We start from the raw sequence: 14,347 nt of genomic DNA, 5'->3' as shown, positions 1-14,347 counted from the left end.
ACCATAGGGGCGGGACCCGAGGCGTGGGAGCGGTTCCGCAGCGTTAGTTTCCGTATGCATTCATCAGGAAAGCGAATGGCCGCAGGGGTGACCGCTGGATTCGCTTCGCGAATGGGCGTATACGCAACACGCCCTTAACGGCCGGGGACTTGCGTACGTACGCTGCGCCCAACCCCCCCTGTGTCACGACGCACCACGTGCGCCCACGAGCTGTACGTACCATGCACGACGAACGGCGTACGACGCACCACGCAGGACGCACTACCGCAGCATCAGGCAGCCGGCAGAGCACTGAAAGCGAAGGTGACGTATGGAATCCCCCGCGCACGACGGCAGTTCGCGCCGCTCGTTCCTCAAACGCGGCTCGACCGCCGCGGCAGCCGCCGCGATCGGCGCCTCGGCCGGCGCCGCGGCCCCGGCGTTCGCCGCCCCGGGCGGCGGCAGCCGGCCCGGCGACGGCCCCGGCGGCGACGCCCCGTTCCCGCAGTTGAACTGGCCCGACGACGTCCGCGAAGGACCCGACACCCCCAAGCTCTGCCAGTGGATGTCCCGCAGGCCCAGCGAGGCCACCGTGCGCCGCTGGCGGCAGGCCGGCATCACCGGCGCGCTCGTCACCGACGTGCCCCCCGTCCCCTGGGACGCCGCAGAACTGCGCGCCGACCGCGAGCGCGTCGAGGACATGGGGATGCACGTCACCGCGTACCTCATCAGCGCCCCGGATTCGGTGGTACGCGGCGAGGACGGCCGGGACCAGGCCATCGAGGACATGAAGACCTCGCTGCGGGCCGCGGGGGAGGCGGGCATCGACGTCGTCGAATACAACTGGTACGTCCACCGGTTGAAGGAGGGCTACTACGAGGAGATCGACGAGACCGACCGCATCGGCGCCGGTTACACCGCCTTCGACCTCGACCACGAGGTGGACGGCGTCAAGGTCCGCGACCTTCCGCGCCCCGACGGCGTGCCCGCGTTCACCCGCGACGAACTCTGGGAGCACTACGAGCACTTCCTGCGCGAGGTCATGCCCGTCGCCGAGGAGGCGGGCGTGCGCATGGCCGTGCACCCCAACGACCCGCCCGCCGCGATCAGCCGCGGCAACCCGCAGATCATGGGCTCGGTCGCGGACTGGAAGCGGATGGTCGAGACGGTCGACAGCCCGTCGAACGGCATGACCGTGCACGCGGGCGTGACCGCCGAGGTCGGCTTCGACTCCGTCGAATTCCTGCGCTGGATGAGCGCCAAGGACCGGGTCAACCACATCCACTACCGCAACGTGCGCGTGGACGAGCCGCAGGTGAAGTACGCCGAGGTGTTCCCGGACACCGGCGAGACCGACATGTTCGGCTTCATGCGCCAGCTCGTCCGCGCCGGCTACCCGCGCGGCATCCTCGCCGAGCACCCGCGCGCGAACGACTTCGACCGGGAGAACGGGTCGGACCAGAGCAACCAGTACAAGGACGTGGGCGGCGGCGGCCACGGCATGGAGCTGTACGACACCGGCTACGCGCGGGCGATGATGCAGGCAGCGCTGATCATGGAGCGGGGCCGGTTCGGTCGCGGGGACGACGACGAGCAGTGAGCGGACTGCTCTTCGAGGACGCGGCGCGGGCCGCGCTGCGCCGCGGCGTCGCCGCGGTGGCGGACGCGGCCCGGGTCACGCTGGGGCCGCGGGGGCGGCTGGTGGTGCTGGGCGGTACGGGGCCGGGGTCGGCCGGCTCCCGTAGCGGCCGGTCCGGGGCCGGCGGTTCCGGTTCCGGATCCGGTTCCCGGGCGGGTGCCGAGGGCGCCGGCGGCGGGGCCGGCGCCGCCTCCGGCCCCGTGGCCACCCGCGACGGCGCCACCGTCGCCGACGCCGTCCGGCTCTCCGACCCGTACGCGAACCTCGGCGCCTCCCTCGTCCGCCAGGCCGCCACCCGCACCCGCCGCGCCGCGGGCGACGGCACGACGACGACCATCGTGCTCACCCGGGCGCTGTTCGAGGCCGGGCTGCGCGCGGTGACCGCCGGGGCCGATCCCGTCGCCGTACGCCGCGGCCTCGACGCCGCCGCGGCGGCGGCCGTCGCGCACCTGACCGCCACCGCCCGCGCCGTCGACGGCGAGCAGGACACCGCGCGGGTCGCCGCCGCGGCGGCCCGCGACCCCGAGCTGGGCGAGCTGGTCGCCCGCGCCTTCGCCAAGGCCGGGCGGAACGCGGCGATCTCCGTGGAGGAGGCGCATGTGGCGGGCGTGGAGCTGGAGTTCACGGAGGGGCTGCGGCTGGACCGCGGCTTCCTCAGCCCGTTCATGATGACCCACCCCGAGCAGGGCACGGCGGTGCTGGAGGACCCGTACATCCTGCTGCACCACGGGCGCGTCGCCGGGCCCGGCGACCTGCTGCCGGTCATGGAGCGGGTCGCGGCCACCGGGCGCCCGCTGCTGGTCGTCGCGGACTCCGTGCAGCAGGACGCGCTCGCGGCGCTGGTCGCCAACCGCCTGCGCGGCACGCTCCTCTCCGCGGCCGTCCCCGCACCGGCGCTGGGCACGCGGCGGCTGGCACACCTGGAGGACCTGGCGGCGCTGACGGGGGCGGAGGTGGTGCTGCCGGAGAAGGGGATGCTGCTGCGCGACACGGAGCTGCCGTCGCTGGGGCGTGCGGAGCGGGTCGTGGTGACGAGGCGGACGACGACGGTGTCGCGGGGCGCGGGCGCCGCGGAGGCGGTGGCGCGGCGGGTGGCGCACCTGGAGTACGCGCTGGCCGAGGCGGCGTCCGACTTCGACCGGGAGGTGCTGGAGCTGCGGCTGGCCCGGCTGACGGGCGGGGTGGCGGTGCTGCGGGTCGGCGGCGCCACGGACCCGGAGCGGGCGGAGCGCCGGGAGCGCGTCGCGGGGGCGGTGGCGGCGGTACGGGCGGCGCTCGCGGAGGGCGTCACGCCGGGCGGCGGCACGGGGCTGGCGGGTGCGCGGGGGGCGGTGGACGCGCTGCTGGGCGGTACGGGGCCGGGGGGCGTGGCCCGTACCGGATCCGCGACGACCGCGGGGACCGCGACCGCGGGGACCGCGACCGCGGCGACGGATACGGGGGAGACCCCCGCCCGCGCCCTGTCCGCCGACGAGCGGGCGGGGGCCCTGGCCGTACGGGCCGCCCTCACCGCTCCGCTGCGGCAGCTCGCCGACAACGCGGGCGCGGACGGCGCCCGGGTCGTCGCCGAGACGGACGCCCTCCCGCCGGGGCACGGCTGGAACGCGGACACCGGTACGTACGGCGATCTGCCGGCGGCCGGCGTCCTCGACCCGGTCCGCGTGCCCCGTACCGCGCTGGAGAACGCCGCCTCCGTGGCGGGGCTGATGCTGACCGCGGGCGCCCTGGTGGTCGACCGGGCGCCGCGCGACCCGGACGCGATCAGCTGGCGCCGCCGGGGCCACGGCCACCACCACGGCAAGGGCCACGGCAAGGGCCACCAGCACGGGCACCACCACTGAGGGACGGGGGAGCGACCGGCGGCCGGCTGTCAGTGGCGTGCAGCACAATGGTCGGCGGACGACGGAAGGACGGTGCCATGGCGGTGTGGGACGAGCTGGTCGGGCAGCAGCGGGTCGGCGATCAGTTGGCCGCCGCCGCCCGCGCCGCCGACGCCCGGGTCACGGCGGAAGCCGGCACCGCCGCCCCCGGCAGCCGCCCCGCAGACGCTGCCGCGCCGCTCTCCAGATCCGCGATGACGCACGCCTGGCTGTTCACCGGACCGCCGGGCGCCGGCCGGGCGACGGCGGCCCGCGCGTTCGCCGCCGCCCTCCAGTGCGTCAGCCCGGACCGCGCGTCCGCCGGCCCCGGGTGCGGCTTCTGCGACGGCTGCCACACCGCCCTCGTCGGCACCCACGCGGACGTCAGCGTCGTCGCCACCGACCTGCTCACCATCGGCGTCAAGGAGACCCGCGAGCTGGTCCGCCGCGCCCAGCTCGCCCCCTCCGGCGGCCGCTGGCAGGTCATCGTCGTCGAGGACGCCGACCGCCTCACGGAAGGCGCGGGCAACGTCCTGCTGAAGGCCATCGAGGAGCCCGCCCCGCGCACGGTGTGGCTGCTCTGCGCCCCGTCGCTGGAGGACGTGCTGCCCACGATCCGCTCCCGCTGCCGCCACCTCTCCCTCAGCACCCCCGCGGTCGCGGCGGTCGCCGCCGTCCTCGTCCAGCGCGACGGCATCACCCCCGCGGTCGCCGAGTCCGCCGCCCGCGCCGCCGGCGGCCACCTCGACCGGGCCCGCCGCCTGGCCACCGACGACCGCGCCCGCGAACGCCGGGCGGCGGTGCTGCGGATACCGCTGCGCGTCGACGACATCGGCGGCTGCCTGCGCGCGGCGCAGGAGCTGGTCGAGGTCGCGGCGGACGCGGCGAAGGAGCGGGCCGAGGAGCTGGACGAGCAGGAGACGGAGGAGATGCGCACGGCGCTCGGCGCGCAGCCCGGCGGCCGGATGCCGCGCGGTACGGCGGGCGTGATGAAGGACCTCCAGGAGCGCCAGAAGCGCCGGGCGACGCGCAGCCAGCGCGACAGCCTCGACCTGGCCCTCACCGACCTCGCGGGTTTCTACCGGGACGTGCTCGCGCTCCAGCTCGGCGCGGTGGCCGACGCCTCGCTGCTGCCGTGCGCGGACGTGGGGGACGGGCTGCGGCGGATCGCGGAGGACAGCAGCGCGGAGATGACGCTGCGGCGGATCGACGCGATCATGGAGTGCCGGGACGCGCTGGAGCGGAACGTGGCGCCGCTGCTGGCGCTGGAGGCGATGACGGTGACGCTGCGCAAACCGTAGAAAACGGGAAGCGGCACGCCGCCCCGGCCCAGCCCACGTCACTCGTACGGGGAGAGGGTGACCGGGTGGAGGCCCCGCCCCCAGCGGTTACGCTCAGGCGCATGGAATTCCGCAGCCTGTTCCGTACGGCCGCGCCCGTCACCGCGCTGCTGGTGCTGATCGGCGCCGCCGGGTGTGACTCCGCCGGATCCGACGACGGCGGTACGGACACCGGCGGCAGCGGCGCCGACGCCGCCCGCGCCGGCAGCGTCAGCAAGGTGCTCCAACCGCTCCCGGCGAAGATCCCCGCGGACCTCAAGCCGTACTACGAGCAGAAGCTGCGCTGGAGCGAGTGCGACTCCCCCGGCTTCGACTGCGCGACGCTGCGTGTACCGATGGACTACGCCGAGCCGGACGGCGGGGACCTGAAGCTGGCGGTGACCCGCAAGCAGGCCGAGAACCCCGGCGAGCGCCTGGGCTCGCTGCACGTGAACCCGGGCGGCCCGGGCGCGTCGGCGATCGAGTTCCTGCAGAACTTCGCGGGCATCGGATACCCGGCGGGCGTCCGGGCCCGGTACGACATCGTGGCGATGGACCCCCGCGGCGTGGGCAGCAGCCAGCCGGTGAAGTGCCTGACGGACAAGGAGTTCGAGGCGCACACCCAGGTCGACCAGACGCCCGACGACGAGCGCGAGGTCGAGGCGCTGACCGCGTCGTTCGACCGCTTCGCCCAGGGCTGCGCGAAGCGCGCGGGCGACCTGCTGGGCCATGTCTCGACGGAGGAGGCGGCCCGGGACATGGACGTCTTCCGCGGCGTCCTCGGCGACGAGAAGCTGACGTACGTCGGCGCCTCGTACGGCACGATGCTCGGCGCCACCTACGCGGGCCTCTTCCCGCAGCGCGCCGGCCGCCTGGTCCTCGACGGCGCGATGGACCCGTCCCTCACCTCCCGGCAACTGAACCTCGACCAGAACGCCGGCTTCACCACCGCCTTCGACTCCTTCGCCGAGGACTGCGTCCAGCGCTCCGACTGCCCGCTGGGCACGGGCAGCGCCGAGGACGCGGGCACGCAGCTCCGCGACTTCCTGGACCGCCTCGACGCGAAGCCGGTGCCGACCGGCGAGAAGCGGAAGCTGGGCGAGCCGCTGGCGACGATGGGCGTGCTGATGGCGATGTACCAGGAGGACTTCTGGCCGCAGCTCCGCGACTCGCTGACGGACGCGATGGAGCGCAAGGACGGCAGCGGGCTGCTGGCGCTGGCGGACATGTACTTCGAACGCGAGCCGGACGGCTCGTACGGCAGCATGATGTACGGCTTCGCCGCCGTGAACTGCATCGACCAGCCGCCCCCCTTCGAGACCCCGGCGGACGTCGAGAAGCTGGTCCCGGACTTCGAGGCGGACTCCCCGGTCTTCGGCCGCGACTTCGCCTGGGCCGCCCTGAACTGCGCCGACTGGCCCGTCACCGCCACCGGCGAAGCCAACCGCATCGAGGCCGCGGGCACGAACCCGATCCTGGTGGTCGGCACCACCCGCGACCCGGCGACCCCGTACGTCTGGGCGGAGAGCCTGGCGGCCCAGCTCAAGGAGGGCGTGCTGCTGACGTACGAGGGCGACGGCCACACGGCGTACGCGAGGGGCAACGGCTGCATCGACGACGCGGTCGGCACCTTCCTCCTGGCAGGCACCCCACCCAAGGACGGCAAGCGCTGCCGGTAGCCCACTCCCAAACCGCGTGCGGAGGACCCCGGGGGACTGTGTAAACTTGTCGCCGTTGCCAGGGCCCCGGCCCGCAACCTGCCGCCTTAGCTCAGTCGGCCAGAGCGACGCACTCGTAATGCGTAGGTCAAGGGTTCGATTCCCTTAGGCGGCTCCACCGAACCCCAGCTCAGAATCTCTCTGAGCTGGGGTTTTCTTATCCCCCGATGCGACGTCGGCGGCGCGTGCAGGCCGCCTGGGTGCTCCTGGTCTCAGGTTGGGTCGATCACCGGCTGGATGAGGAGTTCGTCGATCCCCGCCTGTTCCAGGGACGTGATGCGGGCGAGGAGGTCGTCGCGGGTGCCGACGAGGGCCAGGGTGTGCATCAGTGAGGGCAGGATCAGGTCCCGGTCCTGCGGTGCGATGCGGCAGAGGTAGCCGGGGTAGAGCTGGGTGTACCGGTCCGGTGCGGTGGCGGTGGTGCCGCGGCGGTGCAGGAGACGGCGTACCGCCTCGCGTTCGTCGGGGCCGAGGTGCCCGGTGACGTCCGGGGTGTCGGCGGCGAAGGCCAGCAGCGACATGACGAGGTGGCCGGCAGCGTCCCGGGCCGCGTCGGGTGCGCGGCGACCACGACTCCTGCACGCATCCAGCCTCCCGGCCACGAGGATCCGACCGGACTGGCTCCTACCCGCGGGCCGGGAGTTGCCTGGCTCACCCGGTCGGTCCGGATCGCGGATGCCGGCGCCCTCGCCATCCGCGGACCGGTCAGACGATGCCGGCGCGGATCTCGTCGTAGAGGCGGGTGGGGTCCTCGGCCAGGGACTTCTTGACGTGGGTGCTCCAGGCGTCGGCCAGGACCTCGGCCTCGCCCGCCTCGATGCCGTCCAGCCCGGCCCGGGCGACCGGGGCCGGGGCGCCCTTGGGGCCGGTGTAGGCGGAGCTGAAGTCGGTGTCCACCGCGCCCAGATGGAGGGCGGTGACCAGGGTGTTCTGTGCTGCCAGCTCCATGCGGACGGCGTTGGTCAGGGCCCACTGGGCGGCTTTGGAGGCGTGGTAGCCGTTGGTGCCCGGGTAGGCGAACCAGGACTGTGCGGACAGGACGTTGAGGATCGCGCCGCCGCCGTTGGCCGCCAGGGCCGGGGCGAAGGCGCGTACGACGTTGAGGGTGCCCCAGAAGTTGGTCTCCATCTCCGCGCGTACGGCGGCGAGGTCGCCGGTGACGAGGTCGGTCCAGTGGCTGACTCCCGCGTTGTTCACCACGAGCGTCACGTCGCCCGCCGCGTCGGCGGCGGCCGCCGCCTCGGCGGGGTCGGTGACGTCCAGCCGCAGCGGTACGGCGCCGGGGAGGTCGACCGACTCCGGGCGTCTGGCCGCTGCGTAGACGCGGGTGGCGCCGCGTTCCAGGAGCTGCTGGGCGAAGAGGCGGCCCAGGCCGCGGTTGGCGCCGGTCACCAGGGCGACCGCGCCCTTGAGGCGGAGGCCGGGGGAGGGGTGGGTGTTCGGTGTGGTCATGCCGGTACGCTAAGACCTACCGTTGACGTCAGGTGCAAGTCCTGTGTTGAAGAGAGGGGTGCCCGTGCGGATCGGAGAGGTCGCCAGGCGCTCCGGAGTGAGCGTCCGGGCGCTGCGCTACTACGAGGAGCAGGGGCTCCTCACGCCCACCCGCAGCCCCGGCGGGCAGCGCCAGTACGCCGACGACACCGTCGACCGGGTCCGCTTCTTCCAGCAGCTCTACGCGGCCGGGCTGCCCAGCCGCCGCATCGCCGAACTGCTCCCCTGCGTCGACACCGGCACCACGACCGGCGAGCAGCGCGCCATGCTCGACGCCGAACGGGCCCGGATCAGGCAGCAGATAGACGAGTACACCGCCGCCCTCGCCCGCCTCGACGAGATCGTCGCGGCCGCCGCGGAGCGGCGGGGCTGACCCGGCGCCGACCGCGCCGGATCAGCCCCGGCCCTTCACCCCCGCCGCCCACGCCTTCTACGCCGCCGCCGGCTGAGGAGGACGGTCACGAGGCCGGCTGGGCGGCGGCTTCCGGCGCGGCCGGGGGTTCCGCTTCCGCCGGCGGGGTGCGGTAGGCCCTGAGGGGGGTGTTGGTGGCGGCTATCGCCGCTATCGCCGCCACCGCGGCCAGGCCGCCCGTGACCAGGGAGACGGTCGCCGAGGTGGCGGAGGCGACGAGGCCGCCGCGGAAGTTGCCGAGTTCGGGTCCTGCCACGCCGATGACGTGTTCCACCGAGGAGACCCGGCCGCGGTAGGCGTCCGGCGTTTCGAGCTGGACCAGGGCGCTGCGGGTGACGACCGAGACCGTGTCGGCGGCGCCCGCCACGGCGAGGCAGGCGAGGGCCAGCCAGAGGGGTCCTGCCAGGCCGAAGCAGGCGAGGGCCAGGCCCCAGACCGCGGCCGCGGTGAGTTGGACCAGGCCGCCGCGGTGGACGCGGGTGACCGTGCCGGAGAGCAGCCCCGCCGTGATGCCGCCGACCGCGACGGCGGAGAGGAAGAGGCCGAGGGTCTGCGGGTCGCCATCGAAGCGGACCTCGTTGACGAGGGGGAAGAGCGCGACGGGCATCGCGAGGAGCGTGGCGGACAGGTCGGTGGCCAGCGAGCCCCACAGCGTGTGGCGGCGCAGGACGATGCGCCAGCCGCCGCGTTCCGCCCGCCGTCTGCCGCCCTTCGCGCGTACGCCCTCGGGGCGCATCGAGGGGAGGCGGAAGACGGCCGCCATCGCGACGGCGATCGCCGCGGCCTGGGTGGCGTACGCGGCGGGGAGGTCCCAGCGGGCGATGATCAGCCCGGCCGTCGCCGGCCCCGCGAGCATCGCGAACTGGAAGGAGACGTTGTTCAGCGCCAGGCCCGCCGCGACCTGGTCGGCCGGCAGCAGGCGGACCGGGAAGGTGCGCCGGGCGGGGGCGCCGAGGGCGGCGAAGGCGGTGCTGAGGGCGACCAGGGCGAGCAGGAGGACGACGTTCCTGTTGTCGGCCAGCGCCTGGGCGCACAGGGCGCCCGCGGCCAGCAACTGGCCCGCCGTCGTGGCCCGTACGAGCGTGCGGCGGTCCACGGTGTCGGCCAGGGTGCCGCCGAGGAGGCCGAAGAGGACCATCGGCACGCCGGTGGCCAGGCCGATGGCGCCGGTGCCGACGGGGCTGCCCGTCAGGTCCCAGACCTGGGCGAGTACGGCCACGAGGGTGATCTGGGCGCCGAGTTGGGAGGCCGACGTGCCTATCCACAGGGCACGGTACGGGGGACTGCTGCGCAGCGGGCGGGTGTCGAGGAAGCGGACGCGCCGGCTCATCGGGGTGGCTCGACGAGGTGGTCCTCGATGCGCTCGCGCATCGACCGGTCCGCCAGCGCCGCCCGTACGTCCTCGACCACCGCGGTCATCGCGTACGGCAGCACGTCGTTCAGCTCGGCGACCGCCGCGTGCGTCGCGCGCCACTCCGCCTCCAGGAACGGGACGAGCGACCGGCCGCGTTCGGTCAGCTCGATCCGCCGGGTACGGGCGTCGGGCCCCGGCTCGGAGGTGACCAGGTCCTCCTTGCGCATGGCGGCGATGGTCTGGCTGATCGCGGAGTGGGAGCGGTGCAGGGACTCGGCCAGCTCGCGGATGGTCAGGGGCCCGGTGTGGGCGAGCCGGATCAGCGGATACGCGAAGCGCGGGCGTACGCCCTTGATGCCGCGGTCGGCGTAGACCTGCTCGATCTCGGCGTCGAGGCCGGCGAGGAGCGTGTGCAGGGACTGCCAGGGGTCGGGCAGCTTGGTGGGGTCCGTAGATGTCACAGCGCTAATATAACAGTGCTGTGGTAACTGTCTTCAGAGCAGCGCCGTCGCCGCGATCACCGCTCCTCCCGCCACCAGGCACCCCACGGCCCACCGCATCCAGCGGTACTTCGCCGCCAGGATCGCCCCCAGGTCGTACGACTGCTCCAGCAGCCAGCGCCCCGGGTCCCGCCCCGCCGCGAGCACCGCCGCCGTCGCGTCGTCCCGGCCGGGGCCGCGGTGGAGCGCCGTCGGCGACGGTCCTGCGCCCGGGCGGCCCGGTCGGGTACGGGGCAGGGTGACGATGGCCAGCATCGCGATACCTGCCAGCCACAGCACCACCCCGGCCACGCCCACCGGGCCCGAGCCGACGCCCGCGCGCACGGCCGGGACCGCGAGCGCGGGCAGGGCCACGCTGCTCGACAGCAGGACCGCCGCCTTGGTGTCGGCCCGCGCGATCTCCTCGCGCAGGGTGGTGAGCAGCCGCTCGGCGACGTAGCGGGGGCCCGGCTCGGAGAGCGGGGAGACGGACGGCGGGACGGGCGGCGGGTCCGGCGGCGGGTCCGGCGGCGGCGCCCCCGCGGCGGCCGCGGACGGTGGATGCTGCGGTGCGGTGTCCGGGGCCGGCATCGTCCCCGCCTCCCGTCTCGTCTCTCAGTCGGTCGGTCAGTCGGTCCCCTCGGTCCCCTCGGGCGGCTCGGGTGCCTCGGGTGCCTCGGGGGCCTCCGCGGCCTCCCCGCCGTCGTCGCCCGCCGCCTGCCAGTACAGGCTGGGCCCTGTCCCCGTGCCCCCGCCCGTCAACTGCGGCAGCGAGTCCGACGTGACGTGCCGCGTGCCGGACCGCAGGAACTCGACGACCACCATGGCCTGGTCGCCCAGTTCCCAGCGTTCGAGGAGCCCGCCGTCGATCAGCCGGGACATCAGCTCCATGCCGTCCTGGCGCTCCTTGCGCTGCTCCTTGCGGAACATCTGCCGGATCTCCGCCAGGTCCTTCGGGTTGCGCGCCATCATCTGCGCCATCAGCGCGTGGTCGCCGCTCGCCACCGCCTCCTGGAAGTCGGCGGCCCACTTGCGGATCAGCTCGCGCTTGTTGTCGTCCCTGAGGTCGCGCAGCCCGTGCTTGAGCCGTTCCAGGTCGGTCTGGTGCAGTACCCGCCCCATGCTCTTGCCGTGGTCCTGGATCAGCCGGTCGACCGAGATGGTGACGAACACGTCGAGGTCCAGGCCGAACTGGCTGCCCAGCGGCTGTGTCCGCAGCTCCGCCCGCACGGCGTCGCGGACCTCCTCCGCGCTGTTGATGGAGTAGCCGCGGGAGACGTCGCGCAGCCGCTGCTCCAGCTCCGGTACGAGCAGCGCGGCGACATCGGTGACCTGCGACCGCGCCACGAGCTGCGGATTGCTCACCTGCCACCGCACGTCCACCTCGGCGGGGAAGGTCCTGCCGTTCTCGGCCGCCGGCAGTTCGGCCGTGAACGACACGGTGTGCCAGCCGAGTTGCAGCTCGAAGGCGGTGTACGGGCGGGGGAACCACCAGCGCAGCAGGAACCGCACCCCGCCGTCGGGGTGCACCGTCTGCGTCGGCCGGCCGCGGTAGTAGAGCACGGTCGCGACCTGGGCGCTGGGGTGCCGGTAGGGCCACTCCGGCCGGTACTCGCGCAGGAACGGGCCGGCCAACTGCTGGGCGGCGGCGGGCCGGTCGGCCGTGGTCTTCGCCTTCGGGGCGGCGGGGGTGAGCCCCGTCAGCCGGCCGCTCCCGGCACCCGGCGCGGGCGGCGGCCCGGGTGCGGGCGCGGGTACCGGTGCCGGTATCGGTGCCGGTCCGGGCGCGTGGGGCATCGGCGGCGGGCCCGGCGCGGGAGGCGGGGCGGGGGCGGGTGGGGGCGGGATGGTCATCTGCATACCTCGTCTCGTCCGGCGGGCCGGATCAGTCCGTTCGTACGGTCATGGCCCGCTGCCCGGCAATCGCTTCGCGCAGCCTGCGTACGGTGGCGGGCGCCACGGGTTCGTCGGGGTCGCGCTCCAGGCGGCGTACGAGGTTGCGCAGCCGCGCGGCGTCGTCCTCGTCGTACAGGGCGTGCGGCAGGAACGCGCACAGGACGTCGAGCAGTTGCGGATCCTCGTCCCCGTTCCGTATCCACTCGGCGAGCGAGTCCTCCAGCCGGTCCCGCGACCTGGCCGTGTCGAGACCGCACCACACCAGGTCCCCCAGCATCCGCGTGAGCCGCGGATGCGCGTCCAGCAGGGCGGCGGCGAGCGGCCAGCGCTCGTGGTCGCGGCGCGCGGGGGTGTCCTGGAGTCCCCACAGCCTGGAGGTGTGCAGCAGGATCATGTAGTCGACGGTGATCAGCGCGAGGTTGCGGTGGCTGGTGCGGCGGTCGCCCATCCAGGCGCCGAGCCGCTTCAGCACGGTCTCCGGTTCCGCGCCGGCGAGCAGCCGGGCCGCGCTGAGCGCGCCGTAGCCCAGGCCGATCGGGTCGGGGCCCTCGTACTGGCGGCCTGCCATGCGGCCCAGCTCGTCGAGGGAGGCGGACACCGACTCCGCCACCGTGCCGAAGCCGTGCACCAGGGCCGCCGTGCCGGCCCGCGCGTCGTCGTCCTCGCGCGCCCACCCCCGTACGGTGTGCCGTACCACCACGCGCAACGGCTCGCTCAGCGCCGCCGCCTGGGCGAGCGTCGTCGCGGCGGCGAGCTGCTGCTGGAGGAACTCGTCGGACGCCAGCGGGAGCACGATCTCCTGGAGCGCGTACGAGAAGTCCAGCGTGCACAGCGCCCCGGCGGTGATCGCGGCCGGCACCCACGCCACCGGCCGCTCGTCCGCGCACTGCGTACGGAGCCACTGGCACAGCGGCCCGCGTACGTTGTGGTGCTCCTCCCACACGTGCGCGAGGACGGCCCGCGCGAGCGCGCCTCCCTGCAGCCGAACCTTGCGGGTCTCCAGCCGCCGCCCGTCGGCGAACAGCACGTCCCCGGTGAAGAGTTCGGCCCGCGCCGCCGCCAGCCGGGCCCGGCTGTGGTCGCCGAAGAGCACCCGTCCCGGCTCCCGGCCCGGCTCCGCGGCCTGCGCGAACTCCCACGCCAACTGCTCCGCGGCCGAGGTCGCGACGCTGTACGGCGAGCCGTTGTAGACGGCCGCCGCGGTACGGAACGCCGCCTGCCGCAGCGCGCCCGCGACCGCGTCGCGGCCCCGCGTCGCGGCCCGCCCGGTGGTCGCGAACCACGCGCGGGCCTGGGACGGGGCGAAGGTGCGCAGCCCGGCGAGGAGTTCGTCGTCGGTGGACTCCGCGCGCAGCCGCGCGACGAGCAGCCGTGCCAGCGACTCCACCTCGTGCGGCCGCAGCGGATCGAGCCCAAGCGCCTCGGTGACGTCCGGCCGCCGCGCCAGGGCGAGCGCCTCCGCCAGCGGCTCCTCCTCGGCGTGGCCGAGGAGCGCGGTGAGGTGCCGGCGCAGCATGCCGTCGGCCGACGCCGTACGGAACAGGTGGCCGTAGCGGCCGCGGAGGAGTTCGTCGCCGAAGGCGTCGGTGCCGACGACGAGGATCGCGTACGCGCCGCGCCGCGCGAGGAGCGCGCCGAGCCGGTCGAGGTGCAGCTCGGCGGGGCGCTCCGCGACCCATCTGCCGTCCCGCTCCGGCCGGTCGCGGTCGTCGGCGTCGGGACGCCACCGCGGGGCGAGCGGCACCTGGTCGGCGATCTGCACCAGATAGCCGCGGCCCTCGGCCAGGTCGGCCTCCGCGATCCGGTCCAGCTCGGTGCGCGGGTCCATCCGCTCGACCTGGCCGCGGGTGATCTCGTCGAGCAGCGACAGCGCGGCGTAGCCGCGGCCGCTGCCGGTGTCGCCGCAGAGGGCGATCAGGCGCTGCCGCTCCAGGATCCCGCGCAGCTCCGGATAGCCGGGGGGCTCTTCGAAGACGAGCCGGAGGCGGCGCAGTTCGTCGCGCGGGACGGTGCCGGTGACCAGGCGCGGCAGGTCGGCGCGGGGGGTGGTGTAGTGGTGGTGGTCGCCGAGGTGGACGTCGCCGCGGGTACCGTCGACGATGGCGTTGCGGCCCTGTACGTCCACGAAGTTGGCGCGGGCCTGCCGTGCGGCGTCGTACGCGCCGTCCTCCACGCGGCCGGCGAACGGGCCGGAGTGCGCG

At 74.7% G+C, this 14,347-nt stretch carries 11 protein-coding genes, 1 tRNA gene and 1 pseudogene; 6 read left to right on the top strand and 7 right to left on the bottom strand.

Annotated features, from left to right (window positions below; genetic code table 11):
• The first annotated feature begins 310 nt into the window (after window positions 1–310).
• The 5 genes from OG946_RS15715 (at window position 311) to OG946_RS15695 (ending at window position 6,632) form a co-directional block, all read left to right on the top strand.
• Complete coding sequence (locus OG946_RS15715; RefSeq protein ID WP_326796738.1) at window positions 311–1,579, top strand: mannonate dehydratase; 1,269 nt, start codon at window positions 311–313, stop codon at window positions 1,577–1,579.
• Window positions 1,576–3,459 carry a chaperonin GroEL gene (gene groEL, locus OG946_RS15710; RefSeq protein WP_326796737.1) on the top strand — a complete coding sequence of 628 codons (1,884 nt, stop codon included), beginning with the start codon at window positions 1,576–1,578 and terminating at the stop codon, window positions 3,457–3,459. Before OG946_RS15715 ends, groEL begins: the two co-directional genes overlap by 4 nt.
• Window positions 3,460–3,536: 77 nt before the next feature.
• Window positions 3,537–4,778 (top strand): DNA polymerase III subunit delta', encoded by a 1,242-nt coding sequence (locus tag OG946_RS15705; RefSeq protein WP_326796736.1) that lies wholly within the window; start codon window positions 3,537–3,539, stop codon window positions 4,776–4,778.
• A gap of 101 nt (window positions 4,779–4,879) precedes the next feature.
• Entirely contained in the window at window positions 4,880–6,475 is a 1,596-nt protein-coding gene (locus OG946_RS15700) for an alpha/beta hydrolase (protein ID WP_326796735.1), read from the top strand.
• A gap of 80 nt (window positions 6,476–6,555) precedes the next feature.
• Window positions 6,556–6,632: transfer RNA gene (locus OG946_RS15695), tRNA-Thr, on the top strand.
• Between the two features lie 94 nt (window positions 6,633–6,726).
• Here the strand turns inward: OG946_RS15695 and OG946_RS15690 are convergent.
• Window positions 6,727–7,068: pseudogene (locus OG946_RS15690) on the bottom strand (LLM class flavin-dependent oxidoreductase); the annotation flags it as partial.
• A 151-nt stretch (window positions 7,069–7,219) separates the two neighbouring features.
• Window positions 7,220–7,966, bottom strand: coding sequence for an SDR family oxidoreductase (locus OG946_RS15685; protein ID WP_326796733.1), 747 nt, complete (start codon window positions 7,964–7,966; stop codon window positions 7,220–7,222).
• A gap of 64 nt (window positions 7,967–8,030) precedes the next feature.
• On the opposite strand from OG946_RS15685, the gene OG946_RS15680 reads away from it, so the two are divergent.
• Window positions 8,031–8,378, top strand: a complete 348-nt coding sequence (locus OG946_RS15680) for a MerR family transcriptional regulator (RefSeq protein WP_326796732.1) — start codon at window positions 8,031–8,033, stop codon at window positions 8,376–8,378.
• 85 nt (window positions 8,379–8,463) lie between these two features.
• Here OG946_RS15680 and OG946_RS15675 read toward each other — a convergent pair whose 3' ends face one another.
• The 5 genes from OG946_RS15675 to OG946_RS15655 are packed head-to-tail and all read right to left on the bottom strand — an operon-like array spanning window position 8,464 to window position 14,319.
• On the bottom strand, window positions 8,464–9,747 hold the full coding sequence (locus tag OG946_RS15675; protein ID WP_326796731.1) for an MFS transporter: 1,284 nt from the start codon (window positions 9,745–9,747) through the stop codon (window positions 8,464–8,466).
• Window positions 9,744–10,232: a MarR family winged helix-turn-helix transcriptional regulator gene (locus OG946_RS15670; RefSeq protein ID WP_326796730.1), complete on the bottom strand. Its 489-nt coding sequence runs from the start codon at window positions 10,230–10,232 to the stop codon at window positions 9,744–9,746. The genes OG946_RS15675 and OG946_RS15670 overlap by 4 nt, the downstream gene beginning before the upstream one ends.
• Window positions 10,233–10,265: 33 nt before the next feature.
• Window positions 10,266–10,841: a Pycsar system effector family protein gene (locus OG946_RS15665; RefSeq protein ID WP_326796729.1), complete on the bottom strand. Its 576-nt coding sequence runs from the start codon at window positions 10,839–10,841 to the stop codon at window positions 10,266–10,268.
• A gap of 36 nt (window positions 10,842–10,877) precedes the next feature.
• Window positions 10,878–12,110 (bottom strand): hypothetical protein, encoded by a 1,233-nt coding sequence (locus OG946_RS15660; protein ID WP_326796728.1) that lies wholly within the window; start codon window positions 12,108–12,110, stop codon window positions 10,878–10,880.
• Between the two features lie 25 nt (window positions 12,111–12,135).
• Complete coding sequence (locus tag OG946_RS15655; protein ID WP_326796727.1) at window positions 12,136–14,319, bottom strand: hypothetical protein; 2,184 nt, start codon at window positions 14,317–14,319, stop codon at window positions 12,136–12,138.
• Between the last annotated feature and the right edge of the window lie 28 nt (window positions 14,320–14,347).

Origin of the sequence: Streptomyces sp. NBC_01808 (assembly GCF_035917395.1) — a bacterium.
GTDB lineage: Bacteria > Actinomycetota > Actinomycetes > Streptomycetales > Streptomycetaceae > Streptomyces.
The sequence above is the reverse complement of the archived record's forward strand: the minus strand, read 5'-3'. Positions and strand labels throughout refer to the sequence as shown.